We start from the raw sequence: 25,399 nt of genomic DNA on the forward strand, positions 1-25,399 counted from the left end.
CCAGCTCAAGAGGTTCAGACCAGCGAGTTGCTCACAGAGCGTTCACAGAAAGTGCAAAACAGGTTCGATCCGGCCCTCGTGACCGCTGCCGGTCAGAGCCGGGGGAATTCCGCGGCCACGGATTCGGCGATCTGCGCCACGTTGAGCGCGGCGCCCTTGCGGAGGTTGTCGCCGCAGACGAAGAGTTCCAGCGCCTGCGGGTCGTCCAGCGAGCGCCGGACCCGGCCGACCCAGGTCGGGTCGGTGCCGACCACGTCGGACGGGGTGGGGAAGTCACCGGCGCCCGGGCTGTCGTACAGCACGACCCCGGGAGCGGTCGCCAGGATCTCGTGGGCCCGGTCGACCGCGACCTCGTTCTCGAAGCGGGCGTGGACGGACATCGAGTGCGTGGCGACGACGGGTACGTACACGCAGGTCGCCGACACGCGCAGGCTCGGCAGGCCGAGGATCTTGCGGCACTCCTCGCGGATGGCCAGCTCCTCCGACGACCAGCCGTCGCCGGCGTCCGTCCCGGCCCACGGGACGACGTTGAGCGCGACCGGCGCGGCGAACGGGCCGCCGTGCGTGTCGCCCACGACGCGGCGCACATCGCCCGGCTTCGTACCGAGTTCGGTGCCGGCCACCATCGACAGCTGTTCGCGCAGTACGGCGACCCCGTCGCGGCCGGCGCCGCTGACGGCCTGGTAGGAGGAGACGACGAGCTCCCGCAGGCCGAACTCGGCGTGCAGGGCGCCGACGGCGACGATCAGCGCCAGCGTGGTGCAGTTCGGGTTCGCGACGATGCCGCGCGGTCTCATCCGTACGGCGTGCGGGTTGATCTCGGGCACGACGAGCGGAACGTCGTCGTCGGCCCGGAAGGCGGCGGAGTCGTCGATGACGACGGCGCCCTTGGAGGCCGCGACCGGGGCCCAGCGCGCGGAGACCTCGGCGGGCACCAGGAACAGTGCCACGTCGATGCCTTCGAAGACGTCCTCGGTGAGTTCGAGGACCTCGCTCTCCTCACCGCGTACGACCAGCTTGCGGCCGGCCGAGCGCGGTGAGGCGACGAGTCTGACCTCGCCCCAGACGTCCGCGTGCTGCGAGAGGATCTGGAGCATGACGCCACCGATCGCCCCGGTCGCACCGACGACCGCGAGCGAAGGGCGGCGTGCGGTCATCGGCCGGTGCCCCCGTACACGACGGCCTCGTCGGAGTCGCTGTCGAGGCCGAAGGCGGTGTGCACGGCGCGCACGGCCTCGTTGACGTCGTCGGCCCGGGTGACCACCGAGATGCGGATCTCGGACGTCGAGATCAGCTCGATGTTGACGCCGGCGTCCGACAGCGCCTCGAAGAAGCCGGCGGTGACCCCGGGGTTCGTCTTCATGCCCGCGCCGACCAGGGAGATCTTGGCGATCTGGTCGTCGTAGCGCAGCGAGTCGAAGCCGATCACGCCGCGGTTGCGCTCCAGGGCGTCGATGGCCTTGCGGCCCTCGGCCTTCGGGAGCGTGAACGAGATGTCCGTCAGGCCGGTCGACGCGGCGGAGACGTTCTGCACCACCATGTCGATGTTGACCTCGGCGTTCGCGATCGTACGGAAGATCGCGGCGGCCTCGCCGGGCTTGTCGGGCACGCCGACGACGGTGATCTTGGCCTCGGAGACGTCATGGGCGACTCCGGAGATGATCGCGTGCTCCACCTTCTGGTCCCCTTGCGGCTCGTTGCTGACCCAGGTGCCCCGCAGTCCGGAGAAGGACGAGCGGACGTGGATCGGGATGTTGTATCGGCGTGCGTACTCGACGCAGCGGTGCAGCAGCACCTTGGAGCCGGACGCGGCCAGCTCCAGCATGTCCTCGAAGGAGATCCAGTCGATCTTACGGGCCTTCTTGACGACCCGCGGGTCGGCGGTGAACACGCCGTCCACGTCGGTGTAGATCTCGCAGACCTCGGCGTCCAGCGCGGCGGCGAGAGCGACGGCAGTGGTGTCCGACCCGCCGCGGCCGAGCGTGGTGATGTCCTTCTTGTCCTGGGACACACCCTGGAACCCCGCGACGATCGCGATGTTCCCCTCGTCCAGCGCCGTACGGATACGGCCCGGCGTCACATCGATGATGCGCGCTTTGTTGTGGACCGAGTCGGTGATGACGCCCGCCTGGCTGCCGGTGAACGACTGGGCCTCGTGGCCCAGGTTTTTGATCGCCATGGCCAGCAGCGCCATGGAGATGCGCTCTCCCGCGGTCAGCAGCATGTCGAACTCACGCCCGGCCGGTATCGGGGATACCTGCTCGGCGAGATCGATCAACTCGTCCGTCGTGTCGCCCATCGCGGACACCACGACAACCACCTGGTTGCCGTTCTTCTTGGCATCGACGATTCGCTTGGCGACGCGCTTGATGCCCTCGGCATCGGCTACGGAGGAGCCTCCGTACTTCTGCACGACAAGGCCCACGTGCGCTCCTCGCTCAGTCCATTACTGCGGTCGGCTCAGTTTAACGAGCAGCCCGGAAACGCCCTGCTGATACCACATGCTGAGATGTCCCGCTCACCACGTGATCATCCGCGTGCACTCCGAACCGCTCGTACCGCCCTGCTGCCCACCGGACACGTACGCATTCCCTTTTGTGGCCCAGCCCACACCCGACGGCGCCGACCGGGGCCGCCTACTTCGCCGGGCGCAGTCCCAGCGGGCCCGCGATCTCCTCGAACATGACGCGGCCCGCCTCTTCTGCGAGGTCGTCGTCGCCGGCGTCCTGGTCGGTGTCCAGGCCGTCCAGCTCCTGGAGGGGCTGGTTGAGCCGGATGTGGGCGATCAGGGACTGGAGGGCGCGCAGGGCGGCGGAAGCGGTGGAGCCCCAGTTGGAGAAGTAGGAGAACTGCCACCACCACAGGGCCTCGGTGGTGCGGTCCTCCTCGTAGTGGGCCAGGCCGTGGCGCAGGTCGGTGACGAGGTCGGCCAGGTCGTCGGAGATGCGGGCGGCGACCGGGGCCTTGCGGGGCTCGTACGGGTCGAAGACCTCGGAGTAGACGTCGATCGGCTCCAGGAGGGCCGCGAAGCGCTCGCGCAGGCCGTCCGCGTCCGGTTCGGCGCCCAGGTCGGGCTCGTAGCGCTCGTCGGGGACGATGTCCTCGTACGCACCGAGCCGGCCGCCGGCCAGCAGGAGCTGGGAGACCTGGAGGAGCAGGACCGGAACGGCCTCTTCCGGCTCCTCGACCTTGGACACCTCGGTGACCGCGACGATGAACGTCTTGATCTGGTCGGCGATCTGGACAGCGAAATCGCCGGGGTCCTGTGTGACGGTGTTCAGCGTGGCGTCAGACATCGAGGAGACCTCCCGTGTGACCGGTCGGAGACGGTGAGTAGAAGATAACCGCGCTGAACGTAAAGCCGTCGTGAGATGCGGGAACGCGGCCGTCAGACATCGAGCAGCCGCCTGCCCTCGAAGGCCCGGCCGAGCGTGACCTCGTCCGCGTACTCCAGGTCGCCGCCGACCGGAAGGCCGCTGGCCAGCCGGGTGACGCGCAGACCCATCGGCTTGACCATCCGCGCCAGGTACGTCGCGGTGGCCTCGCCCTCCAGGTTGGGGTCGGTCGCCAGGATCAGTTCGGTGATGGAGCCGTCGGCGAGGCGGGCGAGGAGCTCGCGGATGCGCAGATCGTCCGGACCGACGCCCTCGATGGGGCTGATGGCCCCGCCCAGCACGTGGTAGCGCCCCCGGAACTCACGGGTCCGCTCGATCGCGACGACGTCCTTGGGCTCCTCGACCACGCAGATGACCGACCGGTCGCGCCGCTGGTCGCGGCAGATCCCGCACTCCTCCTCCTGGGCCACGTTGCCGCAGACCGCGCAGAAGCGGACCTTGTCCTTGACCTCCAGCAGGGCGTGCGCCAGGCGCCGCACGTCCGTGGGCTCCGCCTGCAGCACGTGGAAGGCGATCCGCTGCGCGCTCTTGGGACCGACGCCGGGCAGCCTGCCCAGTTCGTCGATGAGGTCCTGAACCACGCCTTCGTACAACGGAACGCCTTCCTGACTGAGTCGGCTGAGTCGTGGTACGTACCGTAGGGGGTACGTACGGTCTTGGATATGCGGCCGGTCAGAACGGCAGGCCGGGCATGCCGCCGCCCAGGGCCTGGGTCAGCGGGCCCAGCTTCTGCTGCTGGAGCTGCTGCGCGTTCTCGTTGGCCGCCTGGACCGCCGCGACGACGAGGTCCGCGAGGGTCTCGGTGTCCTCCGGGTCCACCGCCTTCGGATCGATCACCAGGGCACGCAGCTCGCCCGAGCCGTTGACCGTCGCCTTGACCAGGCCGCCGCCCGCCTGGCCGTCGACCTCGGTCCTGGCAAGCTCTTCCTGGGCCTGGGCGAGCTCCTGCTGCATCTTCTGGGCCTGCTGCAGCAGCTGCTGCATGTCGGGCTGACCACCACCGGGAATCACGGTCACTCCAGGCATTTCGACGACAAATGTTTCGGTACGCCGAGCCTACGTTGTCCCCGGGCGGCGCGCCCCACCCGCCGAGGAGCAACTCTTTCGAGTGAGATCGGGAGAGCCGTGCCTGAAGTCCTATACCTGACCAGAGGCCGTGCACACCCGTGAATACCGCGATTTCGACCCCACGGCCCACCATTCGGCGGTAGGAAGGGCATGCGTCCCGGCACGCAGCGCCTACCCCTCCTCACGCATGGTTACGCATGGGGGACTGCCCGTCGCGTCCAGGGACCGGGAGCAGAACAGGGATCCGCCCCGCCGTCGAGTACGCGGTCGAGAGCACGCGTCGCTATGCAGCATGCAGAGGAGTACCCCGGTGAGTCAGCCGGAGATGCAGCCCGAAGTGCCACCCCGCAAGTCCGGCACGTCCGGCCCGGCGGGTGCGGCCGCTCCCTCCGGTACGGACTCCGAGGACCGTGCGGGGCGGGGCCGTGACCTGACCGGGGAGCCGTTCCCGCTGGGCGGCGACTGGGGAGAGCCGTCCCAGCGGCTGGACGAGCTCTACCGGTGGCTGGAGGCGGAGGCGCTGCGGACCGCCGACTGGTATCTGCACGACCGGCTGTGGAAGCGGCGCGGCGCCAGGGCGCTGCGCATGGGCACCGCCGCCGGGGCGGTCGCGGGCGCCGCCCTGCCGCTGCTCGACCTGACGGGCGCGCTGCACGGCGCGGCCGGCTGGGGTTATCTGTCGCTGCTCCTCGGCGCCGCGTGCATGGCGTGCGACCGCTACTTCGGTCTGACCTCGGGCTGGATAAGGAATCTCGCGACCGCGCAGGCGGTGCAGCGCCGGCTTCAGGTGCTCCGGTTCGACTGGGCGTCGGAGTGCGTACGGGAGGTGCTCGGCCCGGCCGAGGGCACGGCGAGCGAGGCGACCGAGCGGTGCCTGGGCGTGCTGCGGCGCTTCTCCGAGGACATCACGGAACTCGTACGGTCGGAGACCGCCGACTGGATGGTGGAGTTCCGGGCCGGGCCCGCACCGCTGGGGATGCAGGCCCTGGTCTCCGGCGGTTCCGGGACCGGGCGCCCGGAGCAGGGCGCGGCGCCCGGACGCTTCCCGCTCCAGTCGATGGGCCGGCCGAACATGCCCCGGCAGCGCCCGCCGGAGTCCCCGCGCTGACCGTTCGCCGGCCGTCGCGGGGCTCCGGCGCGGGGCACCGGGACCGCTTCAGCTGAAGACGATCATCGATCCCTGGGCGAGGCTGCGGGTGGCCGCGGCGTGCAGGCCGAGCCAGACGTGGCGCTCCCGGGCGAAGGGGCTGTCGTCGTACGGGACGGAGGTCGCCGGCTCCTCCAGCTCGGTGGGGGCGGCGGGCGGCAGGGGGGCGGCCGGCGGGTTCGCCGGGTCGATCCCGATGGCCGGGGCGACGAACTCCAGCTCCCGCAGCAGCCCGTGCGCGGAACCGAGCGGGCCGCCCGCCGCCAGCAGGTCGTCGGTGGAGACGGGCGCCTCGAAGTCGAGGGGGACGTACGCCCCCGCGTGGTCGAAGTGCCACACCAGGTGCGACTGCCGGGCCGTTGCCTCGAACATCTCCAGCAACTGCTCGTAGTCCCCGCCCAGCTCGCCGACCGGCGTGACGGCGAGGCCGCTGAGCTGGAGCAGATAGGCACGGCGCAGGAAGTGCAGGGCGTCGTAGTCGAAGCCGGCGACCGGGGCGACGTCTCCGGTCAGCCCCGGCATGTAGGCGTAGACGGGGACGGGCGGCAGTCCGGCCTCGCCCAGGGCCTTGTCGTAAAGGGCGATCTCTTCGGCGAAGGGGTTGTCGGGGCTGTGGCACAGCACGTCGACAAGGGGGACCAGCCACAGGTCACAGGCCACGAAGTCTCGCTCTCCAACGGGTGCGTGCGGTGGTCGGGACAGCGTAGTGCGGTCGGAACCGCGCGCACAGTGGTCGCTCACGACCGGCCCGGGGCGCGAGGGGCGGCGCGGGCCGGGCCGGTCAGGCGCGCCCCTCGGTCTCCTCCGCGCTCGGCCCCCGCCCGGCCAGGCGGTCGGCCCAGCTCAGCGCATGGCCGTTGTACCCGTCTATCGCCGTCCGCAGGGCCTCGCGGTCCCGGTGCGTGATGGCGGCGACCAGCTCGGCGTGGCCGTTCCACAGCCAGTCCCGCAGATCGGCGTCGTCCCGCAGGTACGGCACGGCGAACACCCATGCCTGGACGCGCAGCCGGTGCAGGAAGTCGCTGATGTAGCCGTTGCCGATGAGCCCGCCGAGCTCGCGCCAGAAGCGCAGGTCGTAGCCGATGAGGATGTCCAGGTCGCCGCTGCGGGCCGCCCTGGCGGCCTCCTCGGCACGGCGGCGTACCGAGACGAGCGCGTCCCGGTAGTCGGCACGCCGGTCCGCGACCGGCTCGTGGAAGACGTCCCGGATGACCCCGTCCATGACCAGGGCCCGGGCCTCCACCATCGCCCGGTAGTCGGCGACCGTGAACCGGTGCACCCGGAATCCGCGGTGCTGGTCCGATTCGAGCAGGCCCTGCGCGGAGAGGTCGAACAGCGCCTCGCGGACGGGCGTCGCGGACACCCCGTACTGCTCGGCGATCTGTTTGACGGTGAACTCCCGCCCCGGCAGCAGACGCCCGGCGAGCACCTCGTCGCGCAGCGCGTCCGCGATCTGCTGCCGCAGGGTGCTGCGGGTGACGGCTCCGCTCGCGCACATGGCGCCCCTCCCCCATTCGGTTCCGGGTCACCTTAGACCGGGGCCGCCCCGGCCCTGAGCCCCGGAGGGGCCCGGCCGGGCGATCCACGCCGCTATTCTCGTCCCCGTCCGGCGTGTTGTCGTACGGGGGAGGCCGCACACCATGGAGAAGCTCGGGTCCACCGATCCACAGCGCATCGGCGCCTACCGTCTGCTCGGGCGCCTCGGCGCGGGCGGGATGGGCCAGGTGTATCTGGCCCGGTCCGACCGGGGCCGCACGGTCGCGCTCAAGCTGGTGCGCGAGGAGCTGGCCGCGCAGCAGGAATTCCGCGACCGGTTCCGCCAGGAGGTGCGGGCCGCCCGCCGGGTCGGTTCGATCTGGACCGCGCCCGTCCTGGACGCCGACACCGAGGCCGACGTCCCGTGGGTCGCCACCGGATATGTGGCGGGCCCCTCCCTCCACGCCACCGTCTCGGGCGGGCCGGGCACCGCGTCCGGCCCGGCCCCCGGCGCCTACGGCCCCCTGCCGGAGCGGTCCGTCCGCATTCTCGGCTCGGGGCTGGCGCACGCCCTGAAGGCCATCCACGCGGCCGGACTGATCCACCGGGACCTGAAGCCCTCCAACATCCTGCTCACGATCGACGGACCGCGCGTCATCGACTTCGGGATAGCGAGGGCCCTGGACACCATCACGGACGGCGGCCTCACCCGCACCGGCGCCCTGGTCGGCACGCCCGGCTTCATGTCTCCGGAGCAGGTGCGGGGCGAGCGGGTGAGCGCGGCCAGCGACGTGTTCTGCCTGGGGTCGGTGCTGACGTACGCCCTGACCGGCCGGCTTCCCTTCGGCGCCGCGGCCAACGAGATGCACGCCCTGCTGTTCCGCATCGCGCAGGAGGACCCGGACCTGACCGGGGTCACGCCCGGCCTCGACGACCTGATCCGCGGCTGCCTCCACAAGGACCCGGGGGCCCGGCCGTCCACGGACGACATCCTGGCGCTGCTGGCCGACGGCGACGACAACGCGGAGCCCTGGCTCCCGGGTGCCCTCATCGCCCAGCTCGGCCGCCACGCCGTGGAACTGCTCGATTCGGAGGACCCCGAGGACGCGGTGCCGGGTGGCGGGGCGGCGCCGGCCGACGCGGCGGCGTCGGGTGGCGGGGCGGCGTCGGGTGGCGGGGCGGCCGGCGGCGGGGCGGCGTCGGGTGGCGGGGTGCCCGCCGTCGCGGGGCCCGGTGACGCGCTGACCGACGCGGTGCCGGCGGACGGCGCGCCGACGGACGCCGTGCCGGACCGGGCCCGGGGCCCCGTCCCCGTCCCCGCCCCCGGAAACGGGAATCCGCAGGGCGCGGTCCTCCTCGACGGGCCGTCCGACGCCGTGCCCCCCTCCGGTGCCCTGCCCGAGCCGGGCGTCGAGCCTCCCGCCGAGCCGGCGACCGAGGTCCTCGTCTCCTCCGCCGGTCCGACCGCCCCGCTCCCGCCCTCCGGGCTGCCCGGCCCCGGCCCCGCCCCGGCGCACCCCACGGCGGCCGGTGCCGCGGCCGGTGCCGCCGACACGCCGCCGAGCGGGCCGCCCCCGGGCACCCCGCCTCCCGGATACGGCTACCCGCACCCGGCCGCCCCGCCGCAGCAGGCCCAGGGCTACGGCCCCCCGCAGCAGCCCCATCCCGCCCCGGGCGACGGCCCCCCCCAGCAGCCCCATCCCGCCCAGGGCTACGGCCACCCCCAACCACCCCACCCCGCCCAGGGCTACGGCTATCCGCAGCACCCCGGGCAAGGCCAGGCATACGGCTACCCCCAGCAGCCGAGCCCGGACCACGGCTACCCGTACGGCTACCCCCAGCAGCCCGGTCAGGGCGCCACCCCTCCGTACGGCCCCGGGTACCCCGCCGGCGCCCAGCACCCGGCCCCCGCACCCGAACCGGCCCGCCGGAGCAGCGGCTCGACCATCGCGCTGATCCTCGTCGCCGTCCTGGTCGCCGTAGGCGCCGGCGGGTCCGTCTACGCCCTCATGAACGACAAGGGCGGGACGCCCACGGCCGGGCCCACCCACTCGGCCGGGCCCACCCCCTCGCAGGCCGTCGACGACTCCCCCTCCCCCGACGTCTCCCCCGATCCCTCGCCCGACGACGGGGACAACGGCGAGGGGGGCGGCATCCCCGAGGGCTACCTGGGCTCCTGGTCCGGCAGCATCGACAACGACACCGGCCACTCCACCCGTGAACTCGTCATCAGCCAGGGCGAAGTGGGCGACACGGTCCTCACCCTGACCGCCGAGGGCCCGCTGGCCAGCGGCGGCACCTACCACTGCGTCTTCGAGGCACCCCTGAGCGCCGAGGCCGCCGAGGGCGAGTCCGTCAGCATCGGCCCGTCCACCGTGACGGAGGGGGAACCTGCCGCTTCCTGCTCTCCCGGCGCTCCGACGAGGCTCACCCTGCTCCCGGACGGCAGTCTGAGCCGTGAGAACACGTCGAGCGGCGAGAAGCTCACGTACACGAAGTCCGGCTGACGCGGCGGGCCGGGCGGGGCCGCCGGTGCGGGCGCGCGACCGCCCACGGCCCGGTCCCGCCACCGCTTTCACTGGATCAGCGGCCGGAGCGACATGAGCAGGTGCTGGTGGACCGTGTCCCCCGCCCCGTCCGCCGCCGCCACCGCTTCCTCGTGGTCCCGATGGCCGGTGATCATGGCGCGCTGGCCCTGGCCCATGAGCTGGAACCGGATCACCGGGCTGTCGAAGGTGGCCAGCGCGTCCATCAGGTAGGTGGGGTTGAAGCCCACGGCGATCTCCTCGGCGCCCAGGAGCCCGGCGGGCAGGCGCTGGGAGGCCACGTCGTCCTCGTACCCGGCCTGGAGCAGGACGGAGTCGCGGGTGAACGCGAACTGGAGGGGGCTGTCGCCGTCCGCCACGACCGCGACCCGCTTCACCGCCTCGACCAGCGCTTCGCGCTCGGTCACCGCCTTGACCGGACCGGTCAGCACGAACAGCTTGTCGTGGCGCGGGAGCCGGCCGTCGAGCAGCCGGACCGTGGTGCGCATGCCCTCCCGTTCGAAGCCCGCCGAACCGCTGTCCAGGGCGAGGCGGACCGTACCGGGGCGGGCGCCGACCGAGCGGGCGATCTCGCCGAGCCGGCGGGCCGGGACGACGGCGTCGGCGGTGCCGCCCTGGCTCGTGGGCCTCCAGTCGAGCGTACGGACGGCGAAGCGGTAGCGGTCGGTGGCCGCGAGGGTCATCCGCTCGCCGTCGAGGGCCAGGCGGATTCCGGTGAGCGTGGGAAGGGTGTCGTCCCGGCCCGCGGCCACCGACACGTCGGCGACGGCGGCCGCGAACTCCCGCCCGTCCACCTCCCCGAGTATCCCGGGCAGCGGCGGCAGCGCGGGGTAGTCGTCCAGCGGCAGGACGGACAGCCCGAATCCGGCACCGCCGCCCGTCACCGTGAACCGTGAGCCCTCGACCGCGCACTCCACCGGCCCCTCGGGCAGCACCTTGCACACGTCCAGCAGGCGGCGGCCCATGACCAGGACCTTCCCGGGCCGCTCGGTCCGCGCCGCCACCTCGATGCGGGCGGACGCCTCGTAGTCCAGGCCGGAGATGCTGAGTCCGCCGTCCGTCGCCTCCAGCAGCAGCCCGCCGAGGACGGGCACGGGCGACCTGGTCGGCAGAACGCGGGCGGCCCAGGCGACAGCGTCCGTCAGCTCGCCTCGTTCGATCCGGAACTCCATCGTGATGCCCTCTCCTCGCGCGCCGACCGCCTGCGGTCCCGACGCTTGCGACGTTAGAGGCGGCCACTGACAACACAACGGGGAACGCCTCCGTCCGCGAGGCCGGAGGCGTCCCCCACACGAGTGAAGTTGCCGGATGAAAGCGCAGGTCAGCAGCTCAGGTTGGAACCGGCCGTGGTGCCGAGGATCTGCACGAACGCCTGGTACTTGCTGATGCGGCTCTGGACCTGGGCGGGGTTGCCGCCGTTGCACTCCAGCGAACCGTTGATGGAGCGGATCGTCTCACCGAAGCCGGCGCCGTTCACCATGGCGTTGTGGGCGGTCATGGTGCCGGGGCCGTTCTGGGTGTTCCAGTACCAGAGGCCGGTCTTCCAGGCCACGGCCGCGTCGGTCTGCACCAGGTTCGGGTTGTGCAGCAGATCGATGCCGAGCGCGTCACCCGCGGCCTTGTAGTTGAAGTTCCAGCTGAGCTGGATCGGGCCGCGCCCGTAGTACGCGGACTGGCCCGCCGGGCAGCCGTAGGGCTGGCTGCTGTCGCAGTAGTGCGGGTAGTTGGCGGTGTTCTGCTCGACGATGTACACCAGTCCGCCGGTCTCGTGGCTGACGTTGGCGAGGAAGGCCGCGGCCTCCTGCTTCTTGACGGTGTCACTGCCGGTGTTGGCGAAGCCCGGATAGGCGCCCAGCGCGGCGACCAGTCCGTTGTACGTGTAGAACGAGTTCCGGTTCGGGAACATCTGGTTGAACTGCGCCTCGCTCACCACGAAGCCGGTGGACGAGCCCGGGCCGCCCGGGTCCGTACCGCCTCCGCTTCCGCAGGCACCCTGGTCGGCCCAGACGTCCGAGCTGCCCGGCTTCTCGTTCTGCGTCCACCATTTGGCGGTCCAGTTGTGCCCGTTGTACGAGGCGGTGCCACCGCCCGTGTACACGGACGAGGCGTTCCAGGCGGCCGCGCAGTCGGCGGCCGACGCGGTGGTGGCGGGGAGTACGACGAGCCCTGCGACGACCGCGCCCAGCGCGGCGAGCAGGCCCATGAGGCGTCGGAACATCTGCACACTCCTTCGGCGCGGCGCACCGATCGTCGCGGCGCACCGCTGTGGGGGGTTGCCGCCACTCAAGCGCGTTTGGTCTGGACCTGTCAAGGTCCAGACCAGACCCGGAATTTCTTCGGCCGCGCGGACCCCGGGGCCTGCCCACGACGCGCAGAGCGCGCCGGCCCCGGGGCCCGAAGAAGCGTCAGCAGGTCAGGTGAGACCCGGGATTGACGCCGATGACGTCCGTGATGTGCTCGTACTTGGCCGCGCGGGCCTGCACCGATCCGGGATTTCCGCCGTTGCACTCCAGCGAACCGTTGAGCGAGCGGATGGTCTCACCGAAGCCGGCGCCGCCGACCATGGCGTCGTGGGAGGTCATGGTCCCGGGACCGTTCTGGGTGTTCCAGTACCAGAGCGCGGTCTGCCAGGCGACGGACGGATCGCGCTCCACCAGCCAGGGGTCGTTGAGCAGGTCGAGGCCGAGCGCGTCCCCGGCCGCCTTGTAGTTGAAGTTCCAGCTGAACATGATCGGGCCGCGCCCGTAGTAGGCGGACTGGCCGGCGGGACAGCCGAACGGCTGGCTGTAGTCGCACTTGATCCAGTAGTTGGCCTCGTTGATCTCCTTCACGTACCGCAGGCCGACCGATTCGAAGTCGGCGTGCGTCAGGAAGGCCGCGGCCTCCCGGCTCCTGGTCTCCTCGGTCCCGGTGTTGGCGAAGCGCGGATACGCGTGCAGTGCGTCGATCAGGCCCTGGTAGGTGTAGAAGGAGTCGCGTTCGGGGAAGATCTCGTCGAACTCCGCCTCACTGATGACGAAGTCGGAAACCCCTCCCGTACAGGCGCCCGCGTCCGCCCAGACGGTGGTGGCGCCCGGATTCTCGTTCCGCGTCCACCATTTCGCCGTCCAGTTGCGGCCGTGGTGCGAGACCGTGCCGCCGGCCGAGTAGGCGGTCGACGAGTTCCACAGGGGCGCGCACGACGCGGAGCCCGCGGCGTCCGAGGCGGCGGGTGCGGCGGTGGCGGCGGCGGGCAGGAAGCCTGCCGTGGCGACGACCGCGCTCAGTACGGTCAGAATGCTCTTGATGCGGTTCAGCGCTGCTCACTCCTTCGACGAGGACGGGCATGGTGCGCCGCACACCTCGGCAGGCGGGCCGTGCGGGCATCCCTGCACCCAACCGCCGCTGGTCTGGACCTGTCAAGGTCTAGACCAGCCGTCCGGTAGGAGCGCGCTCATGCCGGAGGGCCGGGGCTCGACCACCGCCCCGGCCCTCCTGTGCTCCCGTACGACTACAGGAACGAGTTGATCTCGATGGTCTCGGTACGGCCGGGGCCGACGCCGATCGCGGAGATCGGGGCGCCGGACATCTCCTCCAGCGCCTTCACGTACGCCTGCGCGTTCTTCGGCAGGTCGGCGAACGTCTTCGCCTTGGTGATGTCCTCGGACCAGCCCGGAAGCATCTCGTAGACCGGCTTCGCGTGGTGGAAGTCGGTCTGGCTGTACGGAAGCTCCTCGACGCGCTTGCCGTCGATCTCGTACGCGACACACACCGGGATCTGCTCCCAGCCGGTCAGCACGTCCAGCTTGGTGAGGAAGAAGTCGGTCAGGCCGTTGACCCGGGTCGCGTACCGCGCGATGACCGCGTCGAACCAGCCGCACCGGCGGTCACGGCCGGTGGTGACACCGCGCTCGCCGCCGATCCGTCGCAGCGCCTCGCCGTCCTCGTCGTGCAGCTCCGTCGGGAACGGGCCGGCGCCGACACGCGTCGTGTACGCCTTGAGGATGCCGATGACCCGGCTGATCTTGGTCGGACCGACACCGGCACCGGTGCAGGCACCGCCCGCGGTCGGGTTCGAGGAGGTCACGAACGGGTACGTGCCGTGGTCGACGTCGAGCAGCGTGCCCTGACCGCCCTCGAACAGGACGACCTTGCCCGCGTCGATGGCGTTGTTCAGGACGAGCGTCGTGTCGGCCACGTAGGGCTTGATCTGCTCCGCGTACTGGAGCATGTCCTCGACGACCTTGCCGGCCTCGATGGCGCGCCGGTTGAAGACCTTGGCCAGGAGCTGGTTCTTCTGCTCCAGGGCCGCCTCGACCTTCTGCTCCAGGATCGACTCGTCGTAGAGGTCCTGGACGCGGATGCCGACCCGGTTGATCTTGTCGGCGTACGTCGGGCCGATGCCGCGCCCGGTGGTGCCGATCTTGCGCTTCCCGAGGAAGCGTTCCGTCACCTTGTCGACGGTGACGTTGTACGGAGTGATCAAATGAGCGTTGCCGCTGATCAGCAGCTTCGACGTGTCCACGCCGCGGTCGTTCAGCCCACTCAGCTCGGAGAGCAGGACCGCCGGGTCGACGACGACACCATTGCCGATGACCGGGGTACATCCCGGTGACAGGATGCCGGAGGGGAGGAGATGCAGTGCGTACTTCTGGTCACCGACGACCACCGTGTGGCCGGCGTTGTTGCCGCCCTGGTAGCGCACCACGTAGTCCACGGATCCACCGAGGAGGTCGGTGGCCTTTCCCTTGCCCTCGTCACCCCACTGAGCACCGAGCAGCACAAGTGCGGGCACAGGCGTACACCCCTTCCGGGCGGGGCATGTCCAAGGTCAGGGGGCGTACGAAAACGCCGTACATGCCGTACGTCGTTGTACGGCACAGTCCGAACCGTCGAACCGGGTGCCCCGGAATAGACGAAACCCCTGGCGCAATAGCGCAAGGGGCTCTTGCACCAAGATGCTACCCGAGGAAGGACCGAGGTGTCGGCTGCCCAGCCCTCCGGTAACGGTGCGCCCCACCTGCTGGTGGTGATCGATCCGGTCGCCCGCCGGACGGACGGCGAGTCCGTCCGCATCGCCAAGGACGTGCTGAGCGCGGGCTCGCACGCCAAGATCTGCCTCCCGGACAGCCCCGGGGAATTCGCCCGCGCCCTGTCCCGCCGGGGCGGCCGGCGGCCGGTGGTGATCGGCGACGACCGGGCGCTGCGGCGCGCCGTATCCCTGCTGCACCGGGAGCGGGAGCCCGCCATGAGCGCGCTGTCGCTCATCCCCGTCGGCGCGTCGGACGCGCTGGAACTCGCCCACTCGCTCGGCGTGCCGAACGGCGCCGTGGCGGCGGCGCGCACGGCGCTGGACGGCGCTGTGCGGCGCCTCGACCTGCTCGTCGACGACAGCGACGGTGTGGTCCTGGGCGCGCTGCGCATCCCCGCGCTGAGCGGGGCCCCCGGCGCCGGCGCGGGGGCCGGCCGCTCGGAGGTGTCCTCCGTCTGGGACACCTGCCGTTCGCTGGTCCGCGCCCTGGTGCGCCCCGCGCCTCCGGAACCGCCCGCCGCGCCGCCGACGCACCGGCTGCGCGTGGAGGCCGACGGCGTCGTGCTGAACGACCTCGACCGCCCCGTCGCCTCCGTGACGGTGACGTCGGGCTGCGGCGACGACGGCCTGGCCGCCGTGACGATCGACGCGCCGGACACCGCGCCGGTCACCACGGAGGCGAAGGCCGTCACGGTCTCGGGGGCGGACTTCCGCTACCGGGCGGACATACAGGTCGCGGGGCCGGTGCGGACCCGGACCTGGACGGTCCGGGCGGGGGCCTGGGGACTGATGCTCCCGGCGGGGTAGCGGACGGGGCGGAAGGAGCGGCGCCGGAAGGGGCGGCGGGCGCGCCGGCGGGCTCACACCTCGACCCGCAGCTCCTTCAGGCCCCTGATGACGTAGCCCGGGTTCCACTCGGGCTCGGCGGCCAGGCGCAGACCGGGTGCCCTGCGCAGCAGCTCGCCGAAGGAGGCGGCCAGCTCGACCCGGGCGAGCGGGGCGCCCAGGCAGAAGTGGATACCGGCGCCGAAGGTGATGTGCGGGTTCTCCCGCCGGGCGAGGTCCAGGGTGTCCGGGGCCGCGAAACGGGCGGGGTCGCGGTTGGCGGACCCGAAGAGCAGCGCGACCTCGGAGCCCCGTGGGATGACCGTGCCGTCGATCTCGATGTCGTCCAGGACCCAGCGCTCGAACATCTGGAGGGGGGTGTCGTACCGCATCAGTTCTTCCAGCGCCGTGGGCACGAGCCCGTGGTCGGCGCGGAGGGCGGCCAGTTGCCCGGGGTGGCGCAGCAGTGTCCACCAGCCGTTGACCGTGGTGTTGACGGTCGCCTCGTGCCCTGCGTTCAGAAGGAGGACACAGGTGGAAACCATCTCCTGCTCGGTCAGCCGCTCGCCCGCGTCGTGGGCGGCGACGAGGGCGGAGATGAGGTCGGTGCCCGGGCGCGCGCGCCGCTCGGCGATCAGCTCGCGCAGATACGCGGAGAACTCGAGGGAGGCACGGACGGCGGCGCGGGCGGTCTCCTCCGACGGGTTGAGCTCGAACATCCCGCAGATCGCCGCGGACCAGGGCCGCAGCGGGGCCCGGTCGGACTCCGGGATGCCGAGCATCTCGGCGATCACGGCGACGGGCAACGGCTCGGCGACGGCGGTCAGCAGGTCGCCCCCGCCCCGCTCGACGAAGTCGTCCACGAGTCCGGCGGCCAGCCGCTGGACGGTCGGGACGAGCTGTTCGACGGTGCGCGGGGTGAACGCCTTGGACACCAGGCGCCGGATGCGGGTGTGGTCCGGCGGTTCGAGGTCCAGCAGCCCCTGCCCGTTGAGCGTCTCGAACGGCTCGTGCTCCGGGGGCGGCGGTGTCCGGCCGAACTCCTCGTGCGTGAACCGGTGGAGGTAGGTGCGCCCCAGCCGCCGGTCGCGCAGCAGGGCCGACACATCGGCGTGGTGCGGGACGAGCCATTGGCCGGTGGCCTCGAAGTAGTGCGCACGGCCGGTGGCCCGCAGCTCGGCGTAGGCGGGATACGGGTCGGCGACGAAGGCCGCCGACCACGGGTCGAACGGGGCGGGGGAGGTGCTGGGCTGTTCCATGGGCCGACGCTAGACCACGGTGCTCAGGAGGGGGTGACCAGGCGGGCCTCGTAGGCGAAGACGGCGGCCTGGGTGCGGTCGCGGAGGCCGAGTTTGACCAGGATGCGGCTCACATGGGTCTTGATGGTCGACTCGGCGACGACCAGGTGTCCGGCGATCTCCGCGTTCGACAGGCCCTGGGCGATGAGGACGAGCACCTCGGTCTCGCGCTCGGTGAGGTCGCCGACCCGGGCCAGGGCCGGGGTGCGGGGCGCCGAGGCGAGCCGGGAGAACTCGGTGATCAGGCGCCGGGTCACGGTGGGGGCCAGCAGCGCCTCGCCGGAGGCGACCACACGGACGCCGTCGGCGAGCCGGCGGGCCGAGGCGTCCTTGAGGAGGAAGCCGGAGGCCCCCGCGCGCAGGGCCTGGTAGACGTATTCGTCGAGGTCGAAGGTGGTCAGGACGAGGACCTTCGCGTCCGCGTCCGCGGCGACGATCTCGCGGGTCGCCTCGATGCCGTTGAGCTCCGGCATGCGGATGTCCATCAGCACCACGTCGGGGCGCAGGGCGGTGACCTGGGAAACGGCTTCGCGGCCGTTCACCGCCTCGCCGACGACCTCGATGCCCGGCATGGCGTTGAGCAGGACCGAGAAGCCCTCGCGGACCATCATCTGGTCGTCCGCGATCAGGACCCGGATCGGCGGGGCGGCGGGCTGCGTCGTCATGCCTGCTCCTCGAAGACGCCGGACGCACCGGGCGCCGTCTGCTGGGCCGGGATGAAGGCGGTGACCTCGTAGCCGCCGTCCTCGGTGGGCTCGGCGGTCATCTCGCCGTTCAGCATCGCGACCCGCTCCCGCATCCCGGTGATCCCGTGCCCGGCCCCCGGCGACGGCTTCACCGGGGCGGTCGGGGGTCCGTTGACCACGCGCAGGCCCAGGCCGCCGAGGACGTAGCCGAGCTCGACCCTGGCCGTGGCGCCCGGGGCGTGCCGCAGGCTGTTGCTGAGGGCCTCCTGGATGATCCGGTACGCCGACAGCTCGACGCCCTGGGGCAGTTCGCGGACCGCGCCGGTCACCGCCTTCTCGGTCACCAGGCCCGCGTCCCCGACGTTGGCGAGCAGCCGGTCGAGGTCGGCGAGGGTGGGCTGCGGCCCGTCCGGTGCCTCGTAGTCGTCGGCCCGTACGACGCCGAGGACCCGGCGCAGTTCGGTGAGCGCGGCCACGGCGTTCTCCCGGATCGTGACGAACACCTGCTCCAGCTCCGGCGGCGGGTTCTCCACCCGGTACGGGGCGGCCTCGGCCTGGATGGCGACGACGGACATGTGGTGGGCGACCACGTCGTGGAGTTCGCGGGCGATCGTGGTGCGCTCCTCCAGCAGTGTGCGCCGGTCGCGCTCGACGGCGGTGACGGTGCGCTGCACGGTGACCTCGCGCTGCGCCTCCCGCCGGACCTGGACCATGCTCACCACGAGCAGCGCGAACGCCGAGACCACCGCCATGCCCGCGGTGTTCGGCCCGCCGGCCCCGCCGGTGACGACGCCCTCCACGACGAGGCCCAGCAGCAGCGTGAGCACCCACATCCAGGCGGCGGTGCGCGGCCGGGTCCTGGCCGCGACGACGAACAGCACCACGAGGTGGGAGATGAAGGCGCTCGGCGCCCACGGTTCGTAACCGCCCACCACCACGTCCACCGGCACCAGAACCATCGACATCCAGAACGCCCCGACCGGCCGGATCAGCGTCATCGCGACACAGACGGCGGGCAGCAGCCCGGACAGCAGGACGCCGGCGTTGCCGGTCGCGGTGAACCCCGCCATGAAGGTGATCAGCGCGGCGCCCAGCACCGCCGCGTGCGGGGTCCACGCGGCCCGTGCCGCGAGCCGCCGCGGCAGCCGCCTCGTCAGGGGCCCGTCCGTGCTCATCGGCGGCATCGGCCGGTAGGCGAAGGCGTCCTCGAAGAGGTCTTCCCGGAGGTCGTCCATCGCACGGGCGGCGAGCCGTAGCTCCGGGCTTCTGGTCCTGGTCTCGGTCACGCCTCAACGGTAGGCGGGGCGCCGGGCCGGGTCGTCAGCAGTGAAGCGGATTCCCGGCCGTCCGTCGCAAGTACTACGCGCCGCCGCGAGGCCCCTACCAGGCGAGCTGGGCGATCTCCTCGGCGACCACCGCGCACGCGTCGGCGGCCGGGTCGATCAGCGGGAAGTGGCCGACGTCCGGGAGCAGGGTCAGCCCCACCGTCTCGCCCTCCTTGGCCGCCGCGTCCACGAACGCCTCGGCGACCGCCGCCGGCACCGTGAGGTCCGTCGTGCCCTGGACGACCACCGTCGCGATACCGGTGGGCAGCAGCCGGGACGGGTCGGCGTGGCCGCTCCGCTCGGCGAAGTCCTCCGCAGGCCCCAGAAGCTGCCCGATCGCCCCCGAGCACACGTCGAGGGCGACCGCCGAGCCGAAGTCCGCGACCGGCGCGAGCGCCACCACACCGCGCAGCGCGGGCGGCGCGGCGAGCCGCCACGGCGACCCCTCCGGCAGCACGTGCCGGGCGGCGGCCCACAGGGCCAGCTGTCCGCCCGCCGAGTGCCCGGTGACCACGATCCGGCGGACGTCCGCCGCCGGCAGCTCCCGCGCCAGCAGCTCCGGCAGCGCGTCCATCGCCGCGGCGACGTCGTCGAAGGTCTCCGGCCAGCGCCCCGCGACCGGGCCGGTGCCGCGCTGCTGCGGAAGCTCGCTGCCGCGCCGGTACTCCACGCTGGCCACGGCGAACCCTTGCCGGGCCAGGAAACCGGCGAACGGCGACATGTGCGCCCGGTCGTACGGAGCCCGCCACGCGCCGCCGTGCAGCACGACCACGACCGGCGCGCCGGTGCGGCCCCCGCGCGGGGCGTAGAAGTCGATGACCTGGTCGGGGTGGCCGCCATAGGCGGCGGACGCGTCGGGGGCGACGGCGGGGTGCGAGAAGGCCGACTCGGTCTCGGCGGCGTCCCGCTCGCGCGCGGCGGAATCCGACATCCTGCTCCCACCCTCCCTGTCGTCCGGCCCAACTGGCCTGACCTGCGGGGACGGTACCAGTACGGTGGAGGGCCCCGCCCACCGGGAATCGGCACCCCGGCACCGCGCGAAAGCCCGCGCCGCGCGAGCCCCCCGCACGGCGCCGTCCGGCGACCGGGGCGAGCCGGTCACCGGACGGATGCGGCAGCCTACGCCGCCGGGGCGCCCAGAACCTCCGCGAGCACCCGCGCCGCGCGTTCCGCGTCCGCGAACCCCACGTACAGCGGTGTGAAACCGAACCGCAGCACATCCGGGCGGCGCAGGTCCCCGACGACACCGCGCGCGATCAGCTCGGCCATCACGGGCTCCGCGTCGTCGCACCGCAGCGCGACCTGGCTGCCCCGTTCCGCGTGGGCGGCCGGGGTCACCGAGGTGACCCGGCCCTCGGGGGCGTACGCCTCGACGCACTCCAGGAAGAAGTCCGTCAGGGCCAGGGACTTGGCCCTGACCGCCTCGATCCCGACCCCGTCCCAGACGTCCAGGGACGCCTCCAGGGTCAGCATGGACAGGATGTCGGGGGTGCCGACCCGGCCCCGCACCGCGCCGTCCGCCGGGGTGTAACCGGGCGTCATCGCGAACGGGTCGGCATGCGACGTCCACCCCGGAAGGGGCGAGTCGAAGGACGCCTGGTGGCGCTCGGCGACGTACAGGTAGGCGGGCGAACCGGGGCCGCCGTTGAGGTACTTGTACGTGCAGCCGACCGCCAGGTCCACGCCGTGCTCGTCCAGGCCGACGGGGAGCGCCCCCGCGCTGTGGCACAGGTCCCAGACGGCGATCGCGCCCGCGGCCCGCACCGCGGCGGTCAGCCCCGGCAGGTCGTGCAGCCGGCCCGAGCGGTAGTCGACGTGGTTGAGCAGGACGGCGGCGGTCCGCGGGCCCAGCGCGTCCGGCACGCCTGCGGGGGCGACCGGCACGATCCGGTGGCCGGTCATCCGGGCCGCCGACGCGGCGATGTAGCCGTCGGTGGGGAACGTCTGCGCGTCGACCAGGATCTCGTCGCGGCCCTCCGGCGCCAGCCGGGTCGCGGCGACGAGGGCCTTGAAGACGTTCACGCTGGTCGAGTCGCCGACGACGATCTGACCGGCCGCCGCGCCGACGAGCGGGGCGATGCGGTCACCGATCCGTTCCGGCGCCGTCCACCAGCCGCTCTCGCCCCAGGACCGGATGCGCAGTTCGCCCCACTCGCGGGTGAGGACCTCCTGCACCCGGGCGGGCACGTGGCGCGGCAGCGCGCCGAGCGAGTTGCCGTCCAGGTAGACGGTGTCGTCGAGGGAGAACAGCTCGCGCAACGGCGCGAGGGTGTCGTCGGAGTCGAGCGCCTGTGCGCGCTCCCGCAGGTCAGACATGGCTGCGGGCCGTCCAGAGCTCGGGGAACACGTTCTTCGTGGCGCGCTTCTCCAGCCAGGCCACCCCCGCCGAGCCGCCGGTGCCGGTCTTCGAGCCCATGGCCCGCCGGGTCGCGAGGAGATGGTCGTTGCGCCATCGCCACACCAGCTCGCCCACATCGGTGAGCACCTCGCCGAGGCGGACCAGCTCGTCGTTCTGGTCCGGGTTGGCGTAGACCTCCGCCCAGACGGCCTCGACCTCGGGCGACGGCTCGTACTTCTGCGTCAGGTCCCGGCCGAGCACGGCCTGAGGGATCGCGTGCCCGCGCCGGGCGAGCAGGGCGAGGGCCTCGTCGTACAGGCCGGGCTCCGCGAGGGCCTTCTCCAGCTCCGCGTGGACGCGGGGCGCGCCGCGGTGCGGCACCAGCATGGACGCGGACTTGTCGCCCAGCAGGAACTCCATCCGCCGGTACATCGCCGACTGGAAACCGGAACCCTCGCCGAGCGAGGACCGGTAGGAGTTGAACTGGGCGGGCGTCAGCTGGGCGAGCGGCGTCCAGGAGGCGTTCAGGGCCTCCAGCTCGCGCAGTGACCGCTTCAGCGCGTCCTGCGCGACGTCCAGGCGGTCCTCGCGCATCGCGTGCGCGGCGGTCTCCCACTCATGGACGATGACGGTGAACCACAGCTCCATGACCTGGGTGGTGACCAGGAAGACCATCTCGCCGGGATCGTCCGAGCGGAGGTGCTGGAGGTGGGTCAGGACATCCGCCTGGACGTAGTCCTCGTACGGAGTCGTGCCCGCGAAGTCGAGGTGCGGGGTCGCCGCACCGGTGGCTTCGGGGTCGGGGTGGATCGTCGACATCGCTGTCTCCTCGACACGAGCTTCCGGGTAGCGGTCCGCCCCTTCCGTTCGGAAGTGGAGCCCCGGTCCCCTGATCGCATACTAAACACCACCTCGGGACACGCGCAGGCCCCGCAGTCCCGGATGCGGGGCTGCGGGGCCTGCGGTACGGCGCCGGCTAGCCGAGGGTCTGGGCGGCGGTCGGCGAGGAGTCGCGCAGGAACGCCGAGCAGCGCTCGTACTCCTCCTGCTCGCCGATGGCCTGCGCGGCCCGTGCGAGGGCGTGCAGGGCGCGCAGGAAGCCCCGGTTCGGCTCGTGCTCGAACGGCACGGGGCCGTGGCCCTTCCAGCCGGCCCGGCGCAGCGCGTCGAGGCCGCGGTGGTAGCCGGTGCGTGCGTAGGCGTACGACTCGATGACCCGGCCGCCCTCGAACGCCTCGTCGGCGAGCTGCGCCCAGGCCAGCGAGGAGGTCGGGTACTTCGCGGCGACGTCGGCGGGCGCGGTGCCCGCGGCGAGCAGTTCGCGCGGCTCCGGGTCGTCGGGCAGGTGGGTCGGGGGCGGGCCCCCGAGCAGGTTCTCGTGGATCGACATGCTCCCAGTGTGCCTGGCACGGGGCCCGCCGCGGACCGGGTGGGCGCGAATCCCGCCCCGGCCCGTGCCTCGCGACTCGCCGCGCCCTTCAGCCCGCGGTGCCCGGCGGGCCGGTCTCCGGCTCGGGTTCCAGTGGCGGGCTCGTGACGCCGCAGTGCATCGCGCACTCGGGCCGCGCGGTGTCGTGCGCGGGGGCGGGTGTGCGTACGGTCGCCCAGGCGATCAGCGCGCCGAGCACCAGCAGCCCGGCGCACATCGGCATCGCCCGCCGGAACGTCGCGGCGAACTCCCCCGCGTCCCGGTACGCCTCCGGCCCCATGCCGGCGAGCAGCGGCAGCGCGGCCACCGCGATGAGCCCTGCGGCGCGTGCGGCGGCGTTGTTGATGCCGCTGGCGAGCCCGGCCCGGCCGGTCTCCACGGAAGCCAGGACGGTCGCGGTGAGGGGCGCCACGACGATGACGAGCCCGACGCCCAGGACGGCCACGGCGGGCAGCACGTCGGTCAGGTAGCCCGTGACCGAGTTCGAGCCCGGCCCCACGCGCAGCATCAGCAGCATGCCGGCGGCGGCGGTCAGCGGTCCGGCGGTGAGCGGGATGCGCGGGCCGATGCGCTGGCCCAGCTCGCCCGACGCGGCCGAGAACAGCAGCATCAGGAGGGTGGTCGGCAGCAGCGCGGTGCCGGCGCCCAGCGCGGAGTACCCGGCGACGACCTGGAGCTGGATCGCGGAGAGGAAGAAGTAGCCGCCGAGCGCCGCGTACACGCACAGGGTGACGACGTTGACGGCGGTGAACCGGCGGGACGCGAACACCGAGGGCGGCAGCATCGGATGCGCCCGCCGCCGTTCGAGCCGGACGAAGGCGGCGCCGAGGAGCACCCCGCCCGCCGCCGACCCGGTCACTGCCGGGGAGGCACCCTGCTCCGGCGCGCCGATCAGCGCGTACGTCACCAGCGCCAGCGCGAGGGCCCCGAGAGCCGCCCCGGCGACATCGAAGCGCCCCTGGGCGTCCGGGTCCCGGGACTCCGGTACGTGGCGCAGCGCGACGGGCACGCAGACGGCGGCGAGCGGCAGGTTGAGCAGGAACACCCAGCGCCAGCCCGGCCCGTCGACGAGCCAGCCGCCCAGGAAGGGCCCCACGGCGGCGCCGACCCCGCCGAACCCGGACCAGAGCCCGACCGCGCGGGCCCGGTCGTCGGGGTGGAAGCTCGCCTGGATGAGGGCCAGCGAGCCGGGCGTCAGCAGCGCGCCGCCGACCCCCTGGAGGGCGCGGGCGGCGATGAGGACGGGGGCGTTCGGCGCGAGGCCGCAGACCAGTGATGCGGCGGCGAACCAGATGACGCCGGCCACGAAGACCCGGCGCCGCCCGTAGCGGTCGCCGAGCGCCCCGCCGAGCAGGATCAGCCCCGCCAGGGTCAGCATGTAGGCGTTGACGGTCCACTGGAGCGCGGCCAGGTCGGTGCCCAGGTCGTCGCCGATGCGGGGCAGGGCGACGTTGATGACGGTGGAGTCGAGCATGGCCATGCTCGACCCGAGCACCGTCGTCAGGACGACCCAGCGCCCGCCGGGGGAGGCCACCCGGATCGCGGGCCCGTCCGCCTCGCTCTTCTCCATGGCCTCAGCATCGTCGCCTCCCGGCCGAAGGGCCACCGGGAGCCCTCAGGCGCCGGCCCGGACCGCCTCGATGCCCCGGATCAGCGCGTCGAGCCCGGCCTCGGCCTTGCTCCGCGCGCACCCCACGTTGAGCCGCACGAAGCCCTCGGCCCCGTACGTGCTGCCCGGCATCACCGCGACGCGCTCCCGCTCGATCAGGACGCGTTGCAACGCCTCGTCGTCCCGCACGCCCGCGCGCCGCACATCGATCCAGGCCAGGTACCCGGCCTGCGGCGGCTCCCACTCCAGGGCGGGGAACGCGGTGTTCAGCCGCTCCGCGACCAGGGCCAGGTTCTCGGCGACGTACGCGCGTACCGCGTCCAGCCACGGCCCGCCCTCCCGGTACGCGGCGATGTGCGCGGTCAGCGAGAGCACCGCCGGTGAGGCGAGGCCCTCCGCCGTCTCCATCCGGCGCAGGTACTCGGTCCGGTCCTCCGGCCGCCCGATGAGGCCGTACGAGCCGGTCAGCGCCGGGAAGTTGAACGACTTCGAGGCCGAGGTGACGACCGCCCAGCGCGCTTCGCCGCCCACCCGGCTCCACGGCACGTGCGGGCGCCCGTCGTGCACGAAGTCCGCGTGGATCTCGTCGCTGATCACGGCCACGCCATGGCGCGCGGCGAGCTCGGCCATCCCGGCGAGCTCCTCCTCCGTCCACACCCGCCCGGACGGGTTGTGCGGGGAGCAGACCACGAGGACCTTGCTGTCCGGCCGCGCGAGCTCCCGTTCCAGCGCGTCCGTGTCTCCCAGCGGCACGCCCCGCAGCTCGCGCCCGAGCCCGAGGACCGCCTTGCGGAAGCCGTCGTACGTGGGCGTGTGCAGGACGACGCCGTCGCCCTCGGCCGTCCACATCTGGAGCAGCTGGGAGAGCTGGCTGAGCACGGACGGGCCGTAGACCAGGCTCCCGGTGTCGATCGCGGTGCCGTACCGCGTCGCGTACCAGTGGGCGACGGCCTCCCGGAAGTCGCCCAGCCGCCAGTCCGTGTAACCGAGTACGCCGTGTTCGAGGCGGGCCCGCAGGGCGGCCAGCACCTCGGGGGCGGTCTCGAAGTCCATGTCGGAGATGGTGAACGGCAGCAGCCCGTCCACCCCGAAGCGGTCCGCGACGCCGTCCCACTGGACGCACCAGGTCCCTCGGCGGTCGGTCACGGTGTCGAAGTCGTAGGACGTACTCACAGCTGTTCCCTCGGGTCGTGCGTGGCGGGTCCGGACATGCCGTGGGCCCGGCACCCCGAGGGGTGCCGGGCCC

23 protein-coding genes are annotated in these 25,399 nt (G+C 72.7%); 3 read left to right on the forward strand and 20 right to left on the reverse strand.

From position 1 onward, the window contains the following. Positions 1-92: 92 nt before the first annotated feature. The 5 genes from FKN01_RS22550 to FKN01_RS22570 all read right to left on the reverse strand — a co-directional run bounded on the left by FKN01_RS22550 (position 93) and on the right by FKN01_RS22570 (position 4,406). Complete coding sequence (locus FKN01_RS22550) at positions 93-1,157, reverse strand: aspartate-semialdehyde dehydrogenase (protein ID WP_143623434.1); 1,065 nt, start codon at positions 1,155-1,157, stop codon at positions 93-95. After that, positions 1,154-2,425, reverse strand: coding sequence for an aspartate kinase (locus FKN01_RS22555; RefSeq protein WP_018102119.1), 1,272 nt, complete (start codon positions 2,423-2,425; stop codon positions 1,154-1,156). The genes FKN01_RS22550 and FKN01_RS22555 overlap by 4 nt, the downstream gene beginning before the upstream one ends. A gap of 211 nt (positions 2,426-2,636) precedes the next feature. Beyond that, the gene (locus FKN01_RS22560; protein WP_143623436.1) at positions 2,637-3,296 is read right to left on the reverse strand and encodes a DUF5063 domain-containing protein; all 660 of its coding nucleotides are present in this window, start codon (positions 3,294-3,296) and stop codon (positions 2,637-2,639) included. Between the two features lie 92 nt (positions 3,297-3,388). Beyond that, positions 3,389-3,988 (reverse strand): recombination mediator RecR, encoded by a 600-nt coding sequence (gene recR, locus FKN01_RS22565; RefSeq protein ID WP_018102117.1) that lies wholly within the window; start codon positions 3,986-3,988, stop codon positions 3,389-3,391. A gap of 79 nt (positions 3,989-4,067) precedes the next feature. Beyond that, entirely contained in the window at positions 4,068-4,406 is a 339-nt protein-coding gene (locus FKN01_RS22570; RefSeq protein ID WP_143623485.1) for a YbaB/EbfC family nucleoid-associated protein, read from the reverse strand. Between the two features lie 382 nt (positions 4,407-4,788). On the opposite strand from FKN01_RS22570, the gene FKN01_RS22575 reads away from it, so the two are divergent. Then, on the forward strand, positions 4,789-5,571 hold the full coding sequence (locus FKN01_RS22575) for an SLATT domain-containing protein (RefSeq protein WP_143623487.1): 783 nt from the start codon (positions 4,789-4,791) through the stop codon (positions 5,569-5,571). A gap of 48 nt (positions 5,572-5,619) precedes the next feature. On the opposite strand, the gene FKN01_RS22580 is transcribed toward FKN01_RS22575, so the two are convergent. Both FKN01_RS22580 and FKN01_RS22585 read right to left on the reverse strand, forming a co-directional pair. Continuing rightward, positions 5,620-6,270, reverse strand: a complete 651-nt coding sequence (locus FKN01_RS22580; RefSeq protein ID WP_143623438.1) for a hypothetical protein — start codon at positions 6,268-6,270, stop codon at positions 5,620-5,622. A gap of 121 nt (positions 6,271-6,391) precedes the next feature. Continuing rightward, positions 6,392-7,108 (reverse strand): GntR family transcriptional regulator, encoded by a 717-nt coding sequence (locus FKN01_RS22585; protein ID WP_143623440.1) that lies wholly within the window; start codon positions 7,106-7,108, stop codon positions 6,392-6,394. 142 nt (positions 7,109-7,250) lie between these two features. Between FKN01_RS22585 and FKN01_RS22590 the strand changes: the two genes are divergently transcribed. Continuing rightward, positions 7,251-9,593, forward strand: coding sequence for a serine/threonine-protein kinase (locus FKN01_RS22590; protein ID WP_143623442.1), 2,343 nt, complete (start codon positions 7,251-7,253; stop codon positions 9,591-9,593). Between the two features lie 68 nt (positions 9,594-9,661). On the opposite strand, the gene dnaN is transcribed toward FKN01_RS22590, so the two are convergent. The 4 genes from dnaN to FKN01_RS22610 form a co-directional block, all read right to left on the reverse strand. Further along, positions 9,662-10,804 (reverse strand): DNA polymerase III subunit beta, encoded by a 1,143-nt coding sequence (gene dnaN, locus FKN01_RS22595; protein WP_143623444.1) that lies wholly within the window; start codon positions 10,802-10,804, stop codon positions 9,662-9,664. Between the two features lie 149 nt (positions 10,805-10,953). Next, entirely contained in the window at positions 10,954-11,850 is an 897-nt protein-coding gene (locus FKN01_RS22600) for a glycoside hydrolase family 19 protein (protein ID WP_143623446.1), read from the reverse strand. Positions 11,851-12,037: 187 nt separating this feature from the next. Beyond that, a complete protein-coding gene (locus tag FKN01_RS22605; protein WP_398932973.1) occupies positions 12,038-12,928 on the reverse strand; it encodes a glycoside hydrolase family 19 protein in 891 nt (296 codons plus the stop codon). Between the two features lie 194 nt (positions 12,929-13,122). After that, entirely contained in the window at positions 13,123-14,406 is a 1,284-nt protein-coding gene (locus tag FKN01_RS22610) for an adenylosuccinate synthase (RefSeq protein ID WP_143623450.1), read from the reverse strand. A gap of 186 nt (positions 14,407-14,592) precedes the next feature. Between FKN01_RS22610 and FKN01_RS22615 the strand changes: the two genes are divergently transcribed. After that, entirely contained in the window at positions 14,593-15,450 is an 858-nt protein-coding gene (locus FKN01_RS22615) for a diacylglycerol kinase (RefSeq protein ID WP_143623452.1), read from the forward strand. 53 nt (positions 15,451-15,503) lie between these two features. On the opposite strand, the gene FKN01_RS22620 is transcribed toward FKN01_RS22615, so the two are convergent. The 9 genes from FKN01_RS22620 to FKN01_RS22660 form a co-directional block, all read right to left on the reverse strand. Then, positions 15,504-16,727: a cytochrome P450 gene (locus FKN01_RS22620; RefSeq protein WP_143623454.1), complete on the reverse strand. Its 1,224-nt coding sequence runs from the start codon at positions 16,725-16,727 to the stop codon at positions 15,504-15,506. Positions 16,728-16,750: 23 nt separating this feature from the next. Continuing rightward, complete coding sequence (locus FKN01_RS22625; protein WP_143623456.1) at positions 16,751-17,431, reverse strand: response regulator transcription factor; 681 nt, start codon at positions 17,429-17,431, stop codon at positions 16,751-16,753. Then, on the reverse strand, positions 17,428-18,738 hold the full coding sequence (locus tag FKN01_RS22630) for a sensor histidine kinase (RefSeq protein WP_185992944.1): 1,311 nt from the start codon (positions 18,736-18,738) through the stop codon (positions 17,428-17,430). The genes FKN01_RS22625 and FKN01_RS22630 overlap by 4 nt, the downstream gene beginning before the upstream one ends. A gap of 94 nt (positions 18,739-18,832) precedes the next feature. Beyond that, positions 18,833-19,708, reverse strand: coding sequence for a S9 family peptidase (locus FKN01_RS22635; protein WP_143623458.1), 876 nt, complete (start codon positions 19,706-19,708; stop codon positions 18,833-18,835). Positions 19,709-19,896: 188 nt separating this feature from the next. Next, a complete protein-coding gene (kynU, locus tag FKN01_RS22640; protein WP_143623460.1) occupies positions 19,897-21,093 on the reverse strand; it encodes a kynureninase in 1,197 nt (398 codons plus the stop codon). Further along, positions 21,086-21,934, reverse strand: a complete 849-nt coding sequence (locus tag FKN01_RS22645) for a tryptophan 2,3-dioxygenase family protein (protein ID WP_143623462.1) — start codon at positions 21,932-21,934, stop codon at positions 21,086-21,088. The genes kynU and FKN01_RS22645 overlap by 8 nt, the downstream gene beginning before the upstream one ends. A gap of 157 nt (positions 21,935-22,091) precedes the next feature. Further along, on the reverse strand, positions 22,092-22,505 hold the full coding sequence (locus FKN01_RS22650) for a DUF3151 domain-containing protein (RefSeq protein ID WP_143623464.1): 414 nt from the start codon (positions 22,503-22,505) through the stop codon (positions 22,092-22,094). An 88-nt stretch (positions 22,506-22,593) separates the two neighbouring features. Next, positions 22,594-24,114, reverse strand: coding sequence for an MFS transporter (locus FKN01_RS22655; protein WP_143623466.1), 1,521 nt, complete (start codon positions 24,112-24,114; stop codon positions 22,594-22,596). 45 nt (positions 24,115-24,159) lie between these two features. Then, on the reverse strand, positions 24,160-25,326 hold the full coding sequence (locus FKN01_RS22660; RefSeq protein WP_143623468.1) for a MalY/PatB family protein: 1,167 nt from the start codon (positions 25,324-25,326) through the stop codon (positions 24,160-24,162). Between the last annotated feature and the right edge of the window lie 73 nt (positions 25,327-25,399).

It is taken from the genome of Streptomyces sp. 130, assembly GCF_007096885.1.
GTDB lineage: Bacteria > Actinomycetota > Actinomycetes > Streptomycetales > Streptomycetaceae > Streptomyces.